The 15,229-nt window shown below is 72.7% G+C and carries 12 protein-coding genes and 1 tRNA gene; 4 read left to right on the top strand and 9 right to left on the bottom strand.

What is annotated here, in order from left to right:
* Positions 1-18: 18 nt before the first annotated feature.
* A complete protein-coding gene (locus IH45_RS0140200) occupies positions 19-978 on the top strand; it encodes a carbon-nitrogen hydrolase (RefSeq protein ID WP_030681149.1) in 960 nt (319 codons plus the stop codon).
* Positions 979-993: 15 nt separating this feature from the next.
* On the opposite strand, the gene alaS is transcribed toward IH45_RS0140200, so the two are convergent.
* The 3 genes from alaS to IH45_RS0140185 all read right to left on the bottom strand — a co-directional run bounded on the left by alaS (position 994) and on the right by IH45_RS0140185 (position 5,553).
* A complete protein-coding gene (gene alaS / locus IH45_RS0140195; RefSeq protein WP_030681146.1) occupies positions 994-3,648 on the bottom strand; it encodes an alanine--tRNA ligase in 2,655 nt (884 codons plus the stop codon).
* 59 nt (positions 3,649-3,707) lie between these two features.
* Positions 3,708-4,760, bottom strand: a complete 1,053-nt coding sequence (tsaD, locus tag IH45_RS0140190) for a tRNA (adenosine(37)-N6)-threonylcarbamoyltransferase complex transferase subunit TsaD (protein ID WP_030681143.1) — start codon at positions 4,758-4,760, stop codon at positions 3,708-3,710.
* 184 nt (positions 4,761-4,944) lie between these two features.
* On the bottom strand, positions 4,945-5,553 hold the full coding sequence (locus IH45_RS0140185) for a histidine phosphatase family protein (RefSeq protein ID WP_030681140.1): 609 nt from the start codon (positions 5,551-5,553) through the stop codon (positions 4,945-4,947).
* Positions 5,554-5,879: 326 nt separating this feature from the next.
* On the opposite strand from IH45_RS0140185, the gene IH45_RS0140180 reads away from it, so the two are divergent.
* Positions 5,880-6,098: a CbtB domain-containing protein gene (locus IH45_RS0140180; protein ID WP_030681137.1), complete on the top strand. Its 219-nt coding sequence runs from the start codon at positions 5,880-5,882 to the stop codon at positions 6,096-6,098.
* A gap of 14 nt (positions 6,099-6,112) precedes the next feature.
* Entirely contained in the window at positions 6,113-6,856 is a 744-nt protein-coding gene (locus tag IH45_RS0140175; RefSeq protein WP_030681134.1) for a CbtA family protein, read from the top strand.
* Between the two features lie 201 nt (positions 6,857-7,057).
* Here IH45_RS0140175 and IH45_RS1000000150735 read toward each other — a convergent pair whose 3' ends face one another.
* Positions 7,058-7,768, bottom strand: a complete 711-nt coding sequence (locus IH45_RS1000000150735; RefSeq protein ID WP_078898019.1) for a CAP domain-containing protein — start codon at positions 7,766-7,768, stop codon at positions 7,058-7,060.
* 285 nt (positions 7,769-8,053) lie between these two features.
* On the opposite strand from IH45_RS1000000150735, the gene guaD reads away from it, so the two are divergent.
* Complete coding sequence (gene guaD, locus IH45_RS0140165; protein ID WP_234440865.1) at positions 8,054-9,457, top strand: guanine deaminase; 1,404 nt, start codon at positions 8,054-8,056, stop codon at positions 9,455-9,457.
* A 48-nt stretch (positions 9,458-9,505) separates the two neighbouring features.
* Here the strand turns inward: guaD and IH45_RS0140160 are convergent, their stop codons facing one another.
* From IH45_RS0140160 to IH45_RS0140140, 5 genes are all read right to left on the bottom strand, one after another.
* A complete protein-coding gene (locus tag IH45_RS0140160; RefSeq protein ID WP_030681126.1) occupies positions 9,506-10,126 on the bottom strand; it encodes an NAD(P)H-dependent oxidoreductase in 621 nt (206 codons plus the stop codon).
* A 64-nt stretch (positions 10,127-10,190) separates the two neighbouring features.
* Complete coding sequence (locus IH45_RS0140155; RefSeq protein WP_030681124.1) at positions 10,191-10,751, bottom strand: glycoside hydrolase family 25 protein; 561 nt, start codon at positions 10,749-10,751, stop codon at positions 10,191-10,193.
* A 304-nt stretch (positions 10,752-11,055) separates the two neighbouring features.
* A complete protein-coding gene (locus IH45_RS0140150; protein WP_030681122.1) occupies positions 11,056-11,907 on the bottom strand; it encodes a DUF72 domain-containing protein in 852 nt (283 codons plus the stop codon).
* Positions 11,908-12,279: 372 nt separating this feature from the next.
* Positions 12,280-14,751, bottom strand: coding sequence for a helicase C-terminal domain-containing protein (locus IH45_RS0140145; RefSeq protein ID WP_050515532.1), 2,472 nt, complete (start codon positions 14,749-14,751; stop codon positions 12,280-12,282).
* 302 nt (positions 14,752-15,053) lie between these two features.
* A tRNA-Ser gene (locus IH45_RS0140140) sits at positions 15,054-15,141 on the bottom strand.
* Between the last annotated feature and the right edge of the window lie 88 nt (positions 15,142-15,229).

Here is a 15,229-nt window from a genome sequence, read left to right as displayed (position 1 = left end):
CCCCCCAGGAGCCCCGCCATGCGTGTGATCACCGCCCTCACCCCGCCCGCCTCACCGGCCCGCACCCGCCCGGCCGAGCGCGCCCCGCTGCGCGTCGCCCTCGTACAGCAGCGGTGGCACCGGGACCCCGGCGAACACCGCGCCGCCCTCAAGGAGGGCATCCGCCTGGCCGCCGCCGAGGGCGCCCGCGTCGTGTGCCTCCAGGAGCTGACCCTCTCGCCGTACTTCGCGGTGCTCCGCAAGGAAGACCACCCGGAGCCCGCCGAGCCGGAGGACCTGCGCACGGGGCCGACCGTCTCCTTCGCCGCCGAGGCCGCGCGCGAGTACGGCGTGTACGTACACGCGTCCCTCTACGAGCGCGCCGACCCCGAACCGGGCCCGGACGGCACCGTGACCCCCGACGGCCTCGGCTACAACACCGCCGTCCTGATCGCCCCGGACGGCACCCTCGCAGGCCGTACGCGCAAGACCCACATCCCCGTCACCGAGGGCTACTTCGAGGACCACTGGTTCCGCCCCGGCCCGGCGGGCCCCGACGCCTTCCCCGTCCACACCGTCGAGAACGCCGCCTTCGGCCTGCCCACCTGCTGGGACCAGTGGTTCCCCGAACTGGCCCGCGCCTACTCGTTGGCGGGTGCCGAAGTCCTGGTCTACCCGACCGCCATCGGCTCCGAGCCGGGCCACCCCGGCTTCGACACCCAGCCGCTGTGGCAGAAGGTGATCACCGGCAACGCCGTCGCCAACGCCACCTTCATGATCGTCCCCAACCGCACCGGCACCGAGGGCCCGCTCACCTTCTACGGCAGCTCCTTCATCGCCGACCCGTACGGCCGCGTCCTGGCCCGGGCCCCCCGCGACGAACCCGCCGTCCTGGTGGCCGACCTCGACCTGGACGCCCGTCGCGACTGGCTGGAGCTGTTCCCGTTCCTCGGCACGCGCCGGCCGGATGCGTACGGGCTGCTGACGGCGGAGAAGTGACGGTAGGCCGGCGCGTCACTTCTCAGCGATCAGCTTCGGCAGTGCCGCCAGCGTCTCCGTCAGCTGACCGGCCGCCAGCCCGCCCCCCTGAGCCACCTCCGGCGACCCGCCACCACGCCCGTTCAGCAGGCGCTTGACCAGGTCCGACGCCGAACCGCCGGCGTCCTTACCGGCCTTGTTCAGGGCGACGACCAGGGCCGCCTTGCCGTCCGTCGCCGAGCCGACGGCCACGGCGGCGGGCTGTCCGGCGGGCAGCCGGTCCCGTACGGCCATGGCCAGCGCGCGCGCCTCGTCGGCGCCGCCGTCGGCGGTGGCCGTCACCACCCGGAAGCCGCCCGCCTGTACGGCGGAGTCGGCCAGCCCGGCAGCGCGCGCCGCGGTGGCCTGCTGCCGCAGCCGCTGGTTCTCGCGGTCGGATGCCTTCAGGCGCTCCAGCAGCCCGGCCACCCGGTCGGACAGTTCGGCGCGCGGGGCCTGGATCTGCTCGGCGATCTGGGCGACCAGGTCGCGTTCGCGGGCGAGGTAGCCGAAACCCTCGATGCCGACCGACGCCTCCAGGCGGCGCATGCCCGCGCCGACGGACGACTCGGCGGTCAGCGCGACGACACCGACCTGCGAGGCGTGCGCGACATGCGTACCGCCGCACAGTTCGCGCGACCAGGCGCCGCCGATCTCGACGACGCGCACCTTCTCGCCGTACGTCTCGTCGAACAGCGCGAGCGCGCCCAGCTCCTTGGCCTCCGGGAGCGTCATCCACTTGACGCCCACCGGCAGATCGCGGCGGAGCGCGCGGTTGGCGGCCTCCTCGACCTCGCTGCGGACGGTGGCGGACAGGCCGCCGCGCCACGGGAAGTCCAGGCGCAGGTAGCCGGGGCGGTTGTACGAGCCGGACTGGAGGGCCGTCGGGCCGAGGATCTCGCGCAGGGCCGCGTGGAGTACGTGGGTGCCGGAGTGGGCCTGGCGGGCGCCGAGGCGCCACTCGGGGTCCACGGCCGCGTGGAGGGCGTCGCCCGGGGCGAGTTCGCCGGCGGTGACGCGGACCTGGTGGGCGACCAGGCCGGGGAGCGCGCGTTGCACGTCGAGGACCTCGGCCTCGACGGAGGTGCCGGAGAGGCGGCCGGCGTCGCTGTCCTGGCCGCCGGACTCGGCGTAGAAGGGGGTGCGGTCGAGGACGACGGTGACGATCTCGCCCTCGCGGGCCACCGGGACCGGGCCCTGGGCGCCGAGCAGGGCCAGCACCTTGGAGTCGGTCTCCAGCGTGTCCCAGGCGCGCCAGTCGGTGGGACCGTGCTCGTCCAGGACCGTGCGCAGGGCCGAAGTGTCCACCGCACCGCCGGACTTGCGGGCGCGGGCGTCGGCACGGGCCCGCTCGCGCTGCTCGCGCATCAGCGCCGCGAAGCCCTCGCGGTCCACCTCGACGCCCTGTTCGGCGGCCATCTCCAGGGTGAGGTCGATGGGGAAGCCGTAGGTGTCGTGGAGGAGGAAGGCCTGCTTGCCGGGGAGTGAACGGCCGCCTTCCTCCTTGACCTTGTTCACGGCGGTGTCCAGGACGGCGGTGCCCTGGCGCAGCGTCGCCCGGAAGGCGTCCTCCTCGCCCGCCGCCTGGCCGGCGATCCGGTCGTAGGACTCGGCGACCTCCGGATAGCTGGGCGCCATGCAGTCGCGGGCGACCGGCAGCAGCTCGGGCAGCGCGCGGTCCTCGTAGCCGAGCTGGCGCATGGAGCGGACGGCGCGGCGCAGGATGCGGCGCAGCACGTAGCCGCGGCCCTCGTTGCCGGGGGTGGTGCCGTCGGCGAGCAGCATCAGGGCCGTACGGACGTGGTCGGCGACGACCCGGAGCCGTACGTCGTGCTGCTCGTCGTCGCCGTAGCGGACCCCGGCGAGCGCCGCGGCGTGGTCCAGGACCGGGCGGGTCTCGTCGATCTCGTAGAGGTTGTCGACGCCCTGGAGGAGGGTGGCCATCCGCTCCAGGCCCATGCCGGTGTCGATGTTGCGGCGGGGGAGTTCGCCGATGATCGGGTAGCCGGACTTGCCGGTGCCCTCGCCGCGCTCGTACTGCATGAAGACGAGGTTCCAGAACTCCATGTACCGGTCCTCGTCGACCTCCGGGCCGCCCGCCCGGCCGAACTTCGGGCCCCGGTCGTAGAACAGCTCCGAGCAGGGGCCGCACGGGCCCGGCACGCCCATCGACCAGAAGTTGTCCTCGTCGCCGCGCGAGACGATGCGCTCCTCGGGCAGGCCGGCGATCCGCCGCCACAGGGCGCGGGCCTCGTCGTCGGTGTGGTGGACGCTGACCCAGATGCGCTCCGGGTCCAGGCCGTAGCCGCCGTCGGCGACGGGCGTGGTGGACAGCTCCCACGCGAAGCGGATGGCGTCTTCCTTGAAGTAGTCACCGAGCGAGAAGTTGCCGTTCATCTGGAAGAACGAGGCGTGCCGGGTGGTCTTGCCGACTTCCTCGATGTCCAGGGTCCGTACGCACTTCTGCACGCTGGTCGCGCGCGGCCAGGGCGCCGCCACCTCACCGGTCAGGTACGGCTTGAAAGGCACCATGCCCGCGTTGACGAACAGCAGCGTCGGGTCCGGCGTCGGCAGCGGCGCGCTGGGGACGACGGTGTGGCCGCGCTCGGCGAAGAAGTCGAGGAAGCGGGCGCGGATCTCGGCGGTACGCAAAGGGGGCTCCGGGCGGTCGGCGGTCTGGAGGAGGAGGGCGGGGGAGGGCGTGGCGGCCGTTACGCGACTGCCTGTGCCGCCCGGGCGACCGGGTGCAGGGCCGCGTACTCCAGCGGCGCCGACGGGTCGATCGAGAGGTTCAGCGGAGCCGGTTCGGCGCCCGCCCGTACCAGCAGGTCACCGACGGCGGCGATCATCGCGCCGTTGTCCGTGCACAGCCGCAGGGGCGGTACCCGCAACGTAATCCCCGCAGCCTGGCAGCGCTCCTCGGCGAGGGACCGGACGCGCGAGTTGGCGGCCACGCCGCCCACCACCACCAGGGTGCGCACGCCGTGCTCCTTGCAGGCCGCGACGGCCTTGCGGGTCAGTACGTCGGCCACCGCCTCCTGGAGGGAGGCCGCACCGTCCGCGACGGGCAGTTCCTGGCCGGCGTGCCGTTCGGCCCAGCGCGCGGCGGCCGTCTTGAGGCCGGAGAAGGAGAAGCCGTACGGATCGTCGCGCGGCCCGGTCAGCGGGCGCGGGAACGCGACGGCCTTAGGGTCGCCCTCGCGCGCGGCCCGGTCGATCGCCGGACCGCCCGGGTACGGCAGGCCGAAGACCCGCGCGACCTTGTCGAAGCACTCACCGGCGGCGTCGTCGAGGGTGTCGCCGAGGTGCACGATCGGATCGCGCGCCAGGTCCCGTACGAGGAGCAGGGAGGTGTGACCGCCGGAGACGATCAGCACCATGCAGGGGTCGGGCAGCGGGCCGTGCTCCAGGGTGTCGGCGGCGACGTGCCCGGCGAGGTGGTGCACCCCGTACAGCGGCACCCCCAGCCCGTACGCCAGGCCCTTCGCGCCGGCCAGCCCGACCTGGAGGGCGCCCGACAGACCGGGCCCGGTGGTCACGGCCACCGCGCCGATGTCGGCCATGGTCAGGCCCGCCTCGTCGAGCGCCCGGCGCACGACGGGCGTGAGGGAGTGCACGTGGGCGCGGGCCGCGATCTCCGGCACGACGCCGCCGTAGCGCGCGTGCTCGTCCATGCTGGACGCCACCGCGTGCCCGAGCAGCCGCCCGTCCCGGACCAGGCCCGCCCCGGTCTCGTCACAGGAGGACTCGATCCCCAGCACCACTGGAGAGCCTGGAGATGCCACGGCACTGCTCCTTCGTAGTCTTCGCACCCGCCGGATCCGTTATTGCGAGCGATGTGCAATAACCGTTCCGTCCAGGATACGGCGGGCCGTGTCCGTGGTTGTGGCGCCGGGGCGCTGCGGTTAGCGCCCGGGGTGCAGCGGTTATGGCGCCCGGGTGCTGCGGTTAGGGCGCCCGGGGTGCTGTGCCGGGTCGGGCCTCCTGGCCGAGTTCACCCGCCACCCGGACGTTCCACCGCCCGTCCCGCCCGCTCAGCGCCGTCACGGTCAGCGGCGGTACGTCCACCCGCCAGAAGGACGACGGCGGTGCCCCCAGTGCGCACACCACCGCCGCACGCACGACGTCCGGCTCGACTACGGCCACCACCCGGCCGCCCTCCGCCGCGAGGCCGGTCAGCCAGTCCGTCACCCGGCCGAGGAACCGTGTCAGCGGCTCGCCGCCGTGCGCCGCGCTGTCCGGGTCGGCGAGCCAGGCCGCGACGCCCTCCGGCTCGTCGGCCAGCACGTCCTCCAGGGCCAGCCCCCGCCAGCGGCCCATCGCGCACCCCGCCGCGCCCGGGTCCGGCACCGCCCGCAGGCCGAGTGCCTCGGCGGTCTCCCGGCAGCGCGCGGACGGCGAGGTCAGGGCCCGGTCGGCGGGCAGCGCGGCAGCGGCGGTACGGGCGGCGCGGGCGCGGCGCAGACCGGCGGGCGTCAGGGCTTCGTCCGCCGGGAAGCGCACCGCGTGCAGGGCGTCGTCGAAGGACGGTGAGACCAACGTCACCCGGGTTGTCATGCGCACCTCTCCTCGTCGCGTCCCGGCCACGCAGACGCGGAAACCGGGCGGCGCACCGGGAATCCGGACGGCGCCCGAGGCAAACAGGGGAGCGCCCGCCCGCCGCCGTGCGCCCGCTCGGGGCCCGGGGCCCCTTGGCCCGGCCGCCGCCACGCGGTACGTTCCCGATGATATTGACGATGACATGACGGAAGCCGGTGGAATTCCGGCGCGGTCGCGCCACTGTGAGCCCGGACCGGTCCCGTACGGGGCCGCCGGACGAGCCAGACCCGTCCTGTCGTGACGACCCACTGTCCGGGACGCGTGATTTCCCAGGAGGTTCCGCCATGGCCCAGTCCGTCGCGCCGCCGACCACCGGCTCCGCCGCACCCGCCACCCTGCCGATCAGGACCGTCCTGCCGTGGGCGGTCTTCGGCGGCGTACTGATGCTCGTCCTGCTCTACTTCGTCGGCGCCGAACAGGGCGCCACCTCACTGCTCTCCGGTACCGACGTGCACGAGTGGGTCCACGACGGACGCCACCTGCTCGGCTTCCCCTGCCACTGACCGGGGGCGCGCACATGAACTCCGCCACCGTCAGATCCCTCCTGGTGCGCGGCATGCTGGCCGGCCTCGCCGCCGGCCTGCTCGCCCTGCTCGTCGCCTACCTGCTGGGCGAGCCCCAGATCGACGCCGCCATCGCGTTCGAGGACGCCCACGCGCACGAACACGAGGCGGAGGTCGTCAGCCGCACGGCGCAGTCCACCCTGGGCCTGGCCACCGGCGTCCTGGTGTACGGCGTCGCACTGGGCGGGATCGCCGCCCTGGCCTACTGCTTCGCGCTGGGCCGCGTCGGCCGCTTCGGCCCCCGCGCCACCGCCCTGCTGCTCGCCGGCGCCGCCTTCGCCGCGGTCTACCTCGTACCGTTCCTGAAGTACCCGGCCAACCCGCCGTCCGTCGGCGACCCCGACTCCATCGGCAAACGCACCGCGCTGTACTTCCTGATGATCGCCCTCAGCGTGCTGCTGACCATCGCCGCGGTCATCCTCGGCAAGCGGCTCGCACCCCGCCTCGGCAACTGGTACGCCACGGTCGTCGCGCTGGCCGCCTTCGCCGTGGCGGCCGGCCTCGCCTACGCGTTCCTGCCGGTCGTCAACGAACTGCCGCACGACTTCCCCGCACTGCTGCTGTGGAAGTTCCGCGTCTCGGCCCTTACCGTCCAGCTCGCCCTGTGGACCGCCTTCGGCCTCCTCTTCGGCGAACTGGCCGAACGGGCCGTACGGGCGCGGCAGGCAGGTGCTCAGCGGGCGGTGGCTGCGCACTGAGGCGGAGCGTTGCGTGCGGGGCGTTACGTGCGGACTGTTACGTGTGAAGCGCTACGTGCGGACCGTCACGTGCGGACTGGTACGAGGGCTCCGGAACGCGGCTGTGGTCGTGCCCGGAGCCCCGCCGTAACACGCGGACCTGATCAGACCGGGGCAGCCGATTCAGGACAGGTCAGCCGGTTCAAACCAGTCCATGCCGGTTCATGCCGGAACGGCCAGCAGCAGCGTCCACCACGGCCCGCGCCCGTCGGTGCCGGTGTCGATGCCCACGCCCGCGTGCCGGAACGCGCAGTCGGCCAGCACCTCCCGGTGCTCCGGGCTGCGGGCCCAGTCCCGCACCACCTCGGCGGCCCCGCGCTGGCCGCGCGCGATGTCCTCGCCCGCGCGGCGCCAGTCGTAGCCGACGGCCGAGAGCCGGTTGCCGGGCCCGGACCCGCCGCGCTCCCGGTGCGAGAGCGAGTCGTCGCGGGCCATATGGCCGCTGTGCCGCTGGGCGGCCTCGGTGACCGTACGGTGCGGCCGCACGGGCCGACAGCCGGCCTTCGCCCGCTCGCGGTTGACCAGCCGGACGACGGCCGCCCGGGTCGCTTCGACATTACGGGGGAGGCGGGTGACAGCGTGCGCCGCCTGTACGTCATGGGCTGTGAGTGGCGCGTGGGCTGTAAGCGGCGCGTGGGGCGTGAGTGGCGCGTGGGCGGTGAGCGGCGCGTAGGCCGGGAGTGGTGCGTGAGCCACGGGCACGTCGGGCCGATGCCCCGGAGGCGCGCCCGGAGGCGTCGCCAGGGCGCGCCCGCCCACCGTGAGCCCCGCCAGGATCAGCAGGGCCACCACGGCCCGCACCGCGTACCAACCCGACCGCTGGCCCGCAGCGCGTCCTCGCGGCCCGCTCGCCGGCGTGCCCCGGCCCGCCATCCCGCCCAATTCGGCCCCTGTTCCTCGCCTCGTTTGTCACCGGGTTCCTCGCCTCGCCTGCCACACCGGCTGTGGCGACCCGCCGTCAGGCCCGCTCCCGTTCCCGTCCCGTCCCGTTCCCGTCCCGTTCCCGCCGTCCGGCCCGGCCTCCCGTTCTTAGTGTTGCCGTCCCCGCCCCCACCTTTGTCGCCGTCGGCCGATACCCGACCCGTTCGGCTGTACCGGAGGCCCGGGCCGCTGACGTACGCCGGACCATTTCCACCGGAAACGGGTACGCGCCCGCACATGACCGCCAGCACACCCACCACCGACTCCGACCGCGACCCCAACCCCGCCCTCACTCCCGACCCGGCCCCCAACTCGTCCCCCACCGCCATCCGCGGCCCCCTCATCCGCTTCCGCGCCGACCCTTTCCGCACCGGCAACGCCGACGCCCTCGTCCATGAGCCCGACGGACTGCTGATCTGCGAGGACGGCCGGATCACCGCCGCCGGCCCGTACGCCGCCCTGCGCGACCGGCTGCCGCCCGGCACCGAGCCGGTGCACTACCCAGGCCACCTCATCACCGCCGGCTTCATCGACGCCCACACCCACTACGTGCAGAAGGAGGCCATCGCGGCCTTCGGCGCCCAGCTGCCCGACTGGCTCGACCGCACCTACGTCACCGAGGAGCGCTTCGCCGACGGCGCCCACGCCCGCCGCGTCGCCTCCTCCTTCTGCGACGAACTGCTGCGCAACGGCACCACCACGGCCCTGGTCTTCGCCTCCGTACACCCAGACTCGGCCGACGCGCTGTTCGAGGAGGCGTCCCGGCGCGGCCTCCGCGTCGCGGCCGGCAAGGTGTGGATGGACCGCAACGCGCCCGACGCCCTGCTCGACACCGCCCAGCGCGCTTACGACGAGTCCGCCGCGCTGATCGGGCGCTGGCACGGCAAAGGCCGCAACCTTTACGCCATCACCCCGCGCTTCGCCCCCGCCAGCACCCCGGAACAGCTCGAAGCAGCGGGCGCCCTACGCGCGGCCCACCCCACCACCCTTGTGCACACCCACATCGCGGAACACCGCGACGAAATCCCCTGGGTCCGCTCCCTCTTCCCCGACCGCGACGGCTACCTGGACGTCTACGACCACTACGGCCTGCTCGGCCCCCGCACCGTCCTCGCACACGGCATCCACCTCACCCCCTCCGAACGCGACCACTGCGCCCGCACCGGCACGGCCGTCGCCCACTGCCCGTCCTCCAACCTCTATCTGGGCAGCGGCCTCTTCCCCCTCCGCGAGGCCAAGGAGACCGACCACCCACTCACCGTAGCCCTGGGCACTGACATCGGCGCCGGCACCAGCTTCGCCCTCCTCCAGACCATGCGCGACGCCCACCAGGTCGCCAAGCTGCGCGAGCACACCCTCGACGCGGCCAAGACCTTCTACCTCGCCACCCGCGGCGGTGCGGAGGCCCTGGGCCTGGCCGACACGGTCGGCTCCCTGACACCGGGCCAGGAAGCCGACGTCACCGTCCTGGACCCGCAGGCCACGCCCCTCCTCGCCGCCCGCACCGACCAGGCCGAGAACATCGAGGACCTGCTCTTCGCCCTCACCGTCCTCGGCGACGACCGCGCCGTACGGGCCACGTACACGGCGGGCAGGCTCGCGTACGACCGGGACGCGACGACACCGTTCGCGGCGCGCTAAACAGAGCCACCCGCCTCACAGCCTCACAACCGGTGCCCCGGCCGTACCTCAGGAGACCAACGCCGCCGCCAGGCCCCTCGCCTCCCCCAACCACGCCGTCCGCTCCCCGTCGGTGGAGTCCGAGACGGTACGGAAGACATGCCGCCGGACGTCCGTGACCCCCACGTACGGCAGGACACACGCCGCCCAGATCCGCTGCAACGGATCGCCGAATTCCCGCTCCTCCCGCTCGGCGGGTGTGTCGGACGTGTTGAGGACCAGCGCCCGGCCGGCCCGCAGCAGGCCGACGGGCTCGCCGTCCGCCGTGTCCAGCTTGTAGGCGACGCCGGGCGCGAGCACGCGCTGCACCCACCCCGTCAGTACGGCCGGCGGCATGCCCCACCAGTTCGGATGGACGAACACCAAGGCGTCCAGCGTCGCCAGCTCGGCACGGTGCCGCGCCGTCCACGCGTCGTCCGGCCCGTCGTCCGCCCGCAGCGATTCCGTTCTGTCGGCCGCCCGCACCGTTTCCGTACCGTCGGCGGGCAGCAGCGGGTCGAATCCCTCGGCGTACAGGTCGTGCGTGACGACCTGTACGCCCCGGCTGCCCAGCTCCGCCGCGACGGCATCGGCCAGCGCGTGGTTGAAGCTGCCCGGACGCGGATGCGCGAGATAAACAGCGGCCTTCATCGGTCCGCTCCCCCCGTGGATCGATCACGAATACGGCTGTGCGGCCTTCAGCATGCCGTGCCCCTCAAACGCTCCCGCCGGCAGCCCACTTCTTCAGCGCTTCGCGGTTCTCGAACCGGGCCACGTTCTTGTCCACCGGACGGTTGGTGTGCTGATGCACCAGCCACTTCCCTTTGATACGCGGTTTGCCGGGCGAGACGTAGTCGGCGATCCAGAGCCCGTCCCCGGCGTACGACGAGGTGTCGTGGCCCTTCCAGAACGACACGTTGGTGTACAGGAGTACGCGGTGATGCGGCCGCAGCCTCTTCACCTCGTGCAGGAACTGGTCCTTCTGCGCACTGCTCGCGTGCGTACCGGAACTTGTCGTCTCCCAGTCGACGGCGAGGAGATCACCCTCCTTCGCCCCGCACTTCCCGACGAAGTACTCGGCCTGAGCCGGGATGTGCCCGGGCCAGAGGAAGTGGTAGAAGCCGACCACACATCCCGCGTCCCGGGCTTTGGCCGCCTGATCGGCCCGGTGCGGACTGACGTACGAACGCCCTTCGGTGGCCTTGATGAACACGAAGTCCTGCCCCTTGGACTCGAACGACGTCTGATGAGCGGAGATGTCGATTCCATGCAGCATGACGTGCCTTTCGGTGGGAGCGAAGAAAGGAGGCAATGAGGAAATGCGGCATGGTTTCGGAGGCGGGGAAGCGCCTGTCCCGGCTGCGTCTGCCTACGGGATCCCGAGCGGGCTTACGGCGGGGCGGCACCCGGCCCAGCAACGGCGCCGACGCCCCGCCGGCCCCCGCCACCGCGCTTTCCTCAATACGTTCTCCCTCTTACATTCCCCACGAACCCCGCCCTTCATCCCCAACCGCCCACCCACCCGGGGCATTCGCGCACGCCCCCTTCTCCCACTCCGCCCCCTCTTCCCGCTCCGCCCCCTACACCTGACCGAGCAGTTGCCGCATCGACTCCGCCGCCCTTACGGCCGCGTCACCACAACAGTTGTTGAACAGCACGTGCACCACATCAGCCCGCTCCGCCATACCCCGCACCCGCGGCACCCACTCCCTCAACTCCTCATCCTTATACCGATGCCGAAACCGCTCCTCCTTGCTGCCAGCCCCCCAAGCCGCATTACGCCCGTGGAACCGCATCACCGTCAGCCGGTCATCCGTAACGGGAGTGACCGGAGGTATGGAAACCGGCAACGTCTGCACCATGTCCACGGCCACCGCGGCCACCCCCAACTCCCGCAGGAACGCTGCCGTACTCTCCTGCCGCCGCTCGCCCCGCCACCACTCCGGATGCCGGAACTCCACGGCGACCGGCCAGCCCTCCGTACGCGCCCGGCACCGCGTAAGAAACTCCTCGGCCCGCGCGCCCGGCGCGAACCACGGCGGAAACTGAAACAGCAAGGACCCGAGCCGCCCCGCCGCCCGCAACGGCTCCACCGCCCCACTGAACCGCCGCCAGACCTCGTCCATCAGCTCCGCGCCCGACGCACCGGACCGCAGATCGGCAGGGAGCGCGGCAGGCCGCGTCGGGTGACCGGTCAGCAGCGAAAACGCCTTCACATCAAACCGAAACCCGTCCGGCGTCCGCTCGGCCCACAACCGGCTGTTGCGTACGCTCGGCATCCCGTAATACGTGGCATCGACCTCCACCACCGGGAACCGCCCCGCGTAATGCCGCAACCGCCCCTCAGCGTCCTGCCGCCCCGCCGGGTACCACCCACTCCCCACCAACGCCCGATCCGTCCACGAACACGTCCCGACCAAGATTTCACCCATGGTGGTCGCGTACCCAGCGAAGGAGGCGGCACAGGCGCCCGACACCGAGAGGCCGTTCTGCGGCGGACAGTGGGCGGGCGCCAGGCGTGGGCAGGATGACGCCCGCCGGTGCGCGCTCACTTGGAGCCGGACGCACAAAACGCCGCGACGCGACAGCCGGCCCACCGGCCTTCCCGAACCAGCAACCGAACCCGAATCGCGACCTCACGCATTCACTATCACCCCCACCCGTGATCCGGTTTTCTCCTTCCGGTATCCACGACTTTCTGCCCGTCCGCTACAGGGGTTCCTACGACCGAAACGGAAAACCACCTCATCCAGTGGTCATGAGAGAAAACCGTCTCCGCTCCGGGCCGGCGCCCCCCGTCGGCCCTATTGAGCGGGCGCGCAGGCCCGCCCGTCCGAGGCGGACTGCGGGGGCATGACGCTGTGGATGCGGGAAAGGGTGAAAACCCGCTCGGCGTTTCGCAGATGACACCACGCTTCGAGGTACGGCGGGTCGAGGCCGAGGTGGCTGAGGGTGCGTACGGTGCTGTTTCCGGAGGCGGCGACGTACTCGATCGTGATGGCCGTACCGGCGTTGAGAGCATGGGCAAGCCGGCGGACCTCGGTGTACGTCAGCCGCTTCGCGTATCCGGAGACGATTTCCTCGGTGTCCGTGTTGAAGGGGATTCCCTTGCCGAAGGGGTCGGGGACCGGTACGTGCGGCGGGGCGGCCAGCAGCCGGGCGGCCGCGGCGCTCAGCTCGTCGGCGGTCGGCGGCATTGCCGCATCGTCGGGCACGCTCGCGCTCCGGAGGCCCGTCCTGTCGTCGGCCCCGCGCGGGGCCGGGACGGGAGCCGCGGCGCGCCGGGGCCGGGCCCGTTCGATGCGTACGGTTCCTTCGGCCGTCTCGGCGACCGGGGCGTACCCCTCGGCGCGGAGTGCGGCGAGGGTCGGCTTGAGCGGGCTGCGGCTGAGCAGCACCGTCGGGGCGAGGAGTCGCAGGCCGAGCGTGGCGAGCTTGCGGTGGGCGGCGAGTTCGGCCAGGAGAGCGGGCTCCTGGCCGTGGATGACGCAGGCGGCCGGAGCGATGCGTACACGGCCGTGCCCTCGCGCCGCGTCGTCGATGAGATAGGAGAGGGGCTGGGGCAGGGGCCCGGCGGCGACGGCGGCCAGGTCGGCCGCGATGCCGTCCGGGGTGCGGCCGGCATCGAGGGCCCGACGGACGCTGCCGGCGCTGAACCGCCACACCGAGGCCGTGCCGCTGGTCTCCCGGTCGGCGACGGCATCCAGGAGCGCGGTGAGCCGGACGGTCGGGGTGCCGGTGACGACAGCGGTGAGGTCGGCGCCGATCCGGGCCGTCGCGGTGGCTTCGGGCAGCAGCCGCCGGCATGTGGCGGTCAGTCCTTCCGTATCGTCGGCCGACAGGGCCGCACCGATGGGCGACAGGGCGCCACGAGCGAGTACGCCGAGCAGCTCGGCCTCGCGGATCGCGGCGGCGAACGGTGTTCCGCCCTGCTCCGCCGGGTCGGCGAGCGGCCGGTACCAGCCCACGAGCGGCCCCAGGTCCGTGGCGGCCTTCACCCCTTGCCCCGCCGGAAGCATCGCTGCCGCGTCGAGCAGCCCGAGCCGTGTTTGTAGGCAGCCGCCGCAGGGTGGCGCTCCGGCGAGTGCGGGGAGCGCCTTGCCGTCCTCGTCGCGCGCTCGGGAAGGGGTGAGGGCCAGGCTCCGCCACGCTCGAAGCAGCCCGGCGAACTGTTCCGAGGGCTCCTCCGCCGCCCAGACGTCGTACGCCTCGGTGGGTGTGACGTGGTCACCGTCGTGCCCGAGCAGTCCGGCCGCGTACGCGGTCTCCAGGGTGAGCCGCACCACGGCGTCATCGGCCTGCGCGGACCTGCTGATCCGGGCCAGCTCACGCGCGCCGACCCCGCCCGACTTCAGCCGGGCCGGCGGAGACGCCGAGCAGGCCGAAAGGACGGTGGCGGCATGGGCGGCGAAAGCCGTGGCCGCGGCCGCCGCCTCCCGCTCCACCTCCGCCCCGGTCACGGACGCCAGCCGTACGGGGGGCGGTACGGCGTCGAAAGGGGCGCGCCAGCCGGGACCGCGCAGCGCCAGCGCCACCTCGGCAGGCATACGGGACGGACCGTAGCGGCGCCGGTCCGGGATGAGGAGCCCGCGGTCCAGCGCCCACCGCGCGCCTGGTTCGTGCTCAACCCCCACGCCCCCGAACATGATGATCCGTGGCTCGTACGAAGCGGGCCGCGCGCGGCGCTCAAGAAGCTCGCGGGACGCCGCGGGAGCCTTGGCGACCAACGAGACGATCAGTTCCGGATCGCTGTGATGTTCCGCCACGGCGGCCAGCCGCTCCTGCTTGGTGCCGGGTGGCTTGAAGCCCAGGGCGACCAGCATGCCGCGCAGTTCTTCGGACGTGGCGTCGGCCAGCAGTTCCGCCAGCGGAGCGTCCAGCCCCAGGGGAAAGTCCCACGCCTGCCGAAGCGGCGCGGCCATGCGCAGCAGCCCGTCACCGCCCGGCCAGACCAGCGCGCTGCCCGCCAGCGCTTCCAGCACGGCATCCAGTCCACGAGCAGCATCGGGCGCTGTCGCACCCAGCAGCTCCGCCAGCGCCTCCCGCGATACGGGCGCTCCCATGGCCGCCAGTGCCTCGGCTGCCTGCAAGCCCGGCAACACGAGCCGCGGCAGGGCGAGCGCCACCGACCCCGGGTGCTGCAGACGGTCCGCCAACTCCCCCATCGAACGCGGCTCCGGCGGAAACATCGTGTCCGCCCGCGCCGCCAGCACACGCGCCAGGCGCGGACCGTCGAGACCGCACAGCCAAGCTGTCAGTGTCGATCCGGACGCCATGGAAACACCTCGCCACATAACGAACGCGCCGGTGCCGACCCTCGACGGGCCCCGCACAACCTCAAGCATGGGGGATCCGAGGACCCGCATGTGAGGAACGGCAGAAGGTACCCACCCGCGAGCACCCTCCCGAGGCGCCGGGCAACCTCCACCCGCCGAAAACTCCTGAACGCCCGGTCGCGGATGCCACCAGCGCTGCGGAAACCACCAAAACCGCGCACGCGACCAGAACCGCCACCACACGCGACGAAGGCCCCCACCGCGAACGGTAGGGGCCTTCGACGTAGTGCCCGGTGAGGCACTGGCGGAGGATACGAGATTCGAACTCGTGAGGGGTTGCCCCCAACACGCTTTCCAAGCGTGCGCCCTAGGCCACTAGGCGAATCCTCCGCCGCAAACAATACAAGACGTTGAGGGGTGCTCGCGAACATGGAGTCGGGGGAGGGGGTGCGGGTGGAGCTCGGGGTGGATCTTGGGT

It is taken from the genome of Streptomyces rimosus subsp. rimosus (assembly GCF_000720725.1).
In the GTDB taxonomy this organism is placed as follows: Bacteria; Actinomycetota; Actinomycetes; order Streptomycetales; family Streptomycetaceae; genus Streptomyces; species Streptomyces rimosus_A.
Note: the sequence above shows the minus strand (reverse complement) of the source record. Positions and strands in the feature narration are given on the sequence as shown.

Bases quoted from the DNA above. Each gene is read 5' to 3' on its own strand.
- guaD (WP_234440865.1), top strand. From the start codon at position 8,054: ATGACCGCCAGCACACCCACCACCGACTCCGACCGCGACCCCAACCCC.
- IH45_RS1000000150735 (WP_078898019.1), bottom strand. From the start codon at position 7,768: ATGGCGGGCCGGGGCACGCCGGCGAGCGGGCCGCGAGGACGCGCTGCG.
- IH45_RS0140155 (WP_030681124.1), bottom strand. From the start codon at position 10,751: ATGCTGCATGGAATCGACATCTCCGCTCATCAGACGTCGTTCGAGTCC.
- IH45_RS0140185 (WP_030681140.1), bottom strand. From the start codon at position 5,553: ATGACAACCCGGGTGACGTTGGTCTCACCGTCCTTCGACGACGCCCTG.
- IH45_RS0140180 (WP_030681137.1), top strand. From the start codon at position 5,880: ATGGCCCAGTCCGTCGCGCCGCCGACCACCGGCTCCGCCGCACCCGCC.
- IH45_RS0140200 (WP_030681149.1), top strand. From the start codon at position 19: ATGCGTGTGATCACCGCCCTCACCCCGCCCGCCTCACCGGCCCGCACC.
- IH45_RS0140150 (WP_030681122.1), bottom strand. From the start codon at position 11,907: ATGGGTGAAATCTTGGTCGGGACGTGTTCGTGGACGGATCGGGCGTTG.
- IH45_RS0140145 (WP_050515532.1), bottom strand. From the start codon at position 14,751: ATGGCGTCCGGATCGACACTGACAGCTTGGCTGTGCGGTCTCGACGGT.
- IH45_RS0140175 (WP_030681134.1), top strand. From the start codon at position 6,113: ATGAACTCCGCCACCGTCAGATCCCTCCTGGTGCGCGGCATGCTGGCC.
- IH45_RS0140160 (WP_030681126.1), bottom strand. From the start codon at position 10,126: ATGAAGGCCGCTGTTTATCTCGCGCATCCGCGTCCGGGCAGCTTCAAC.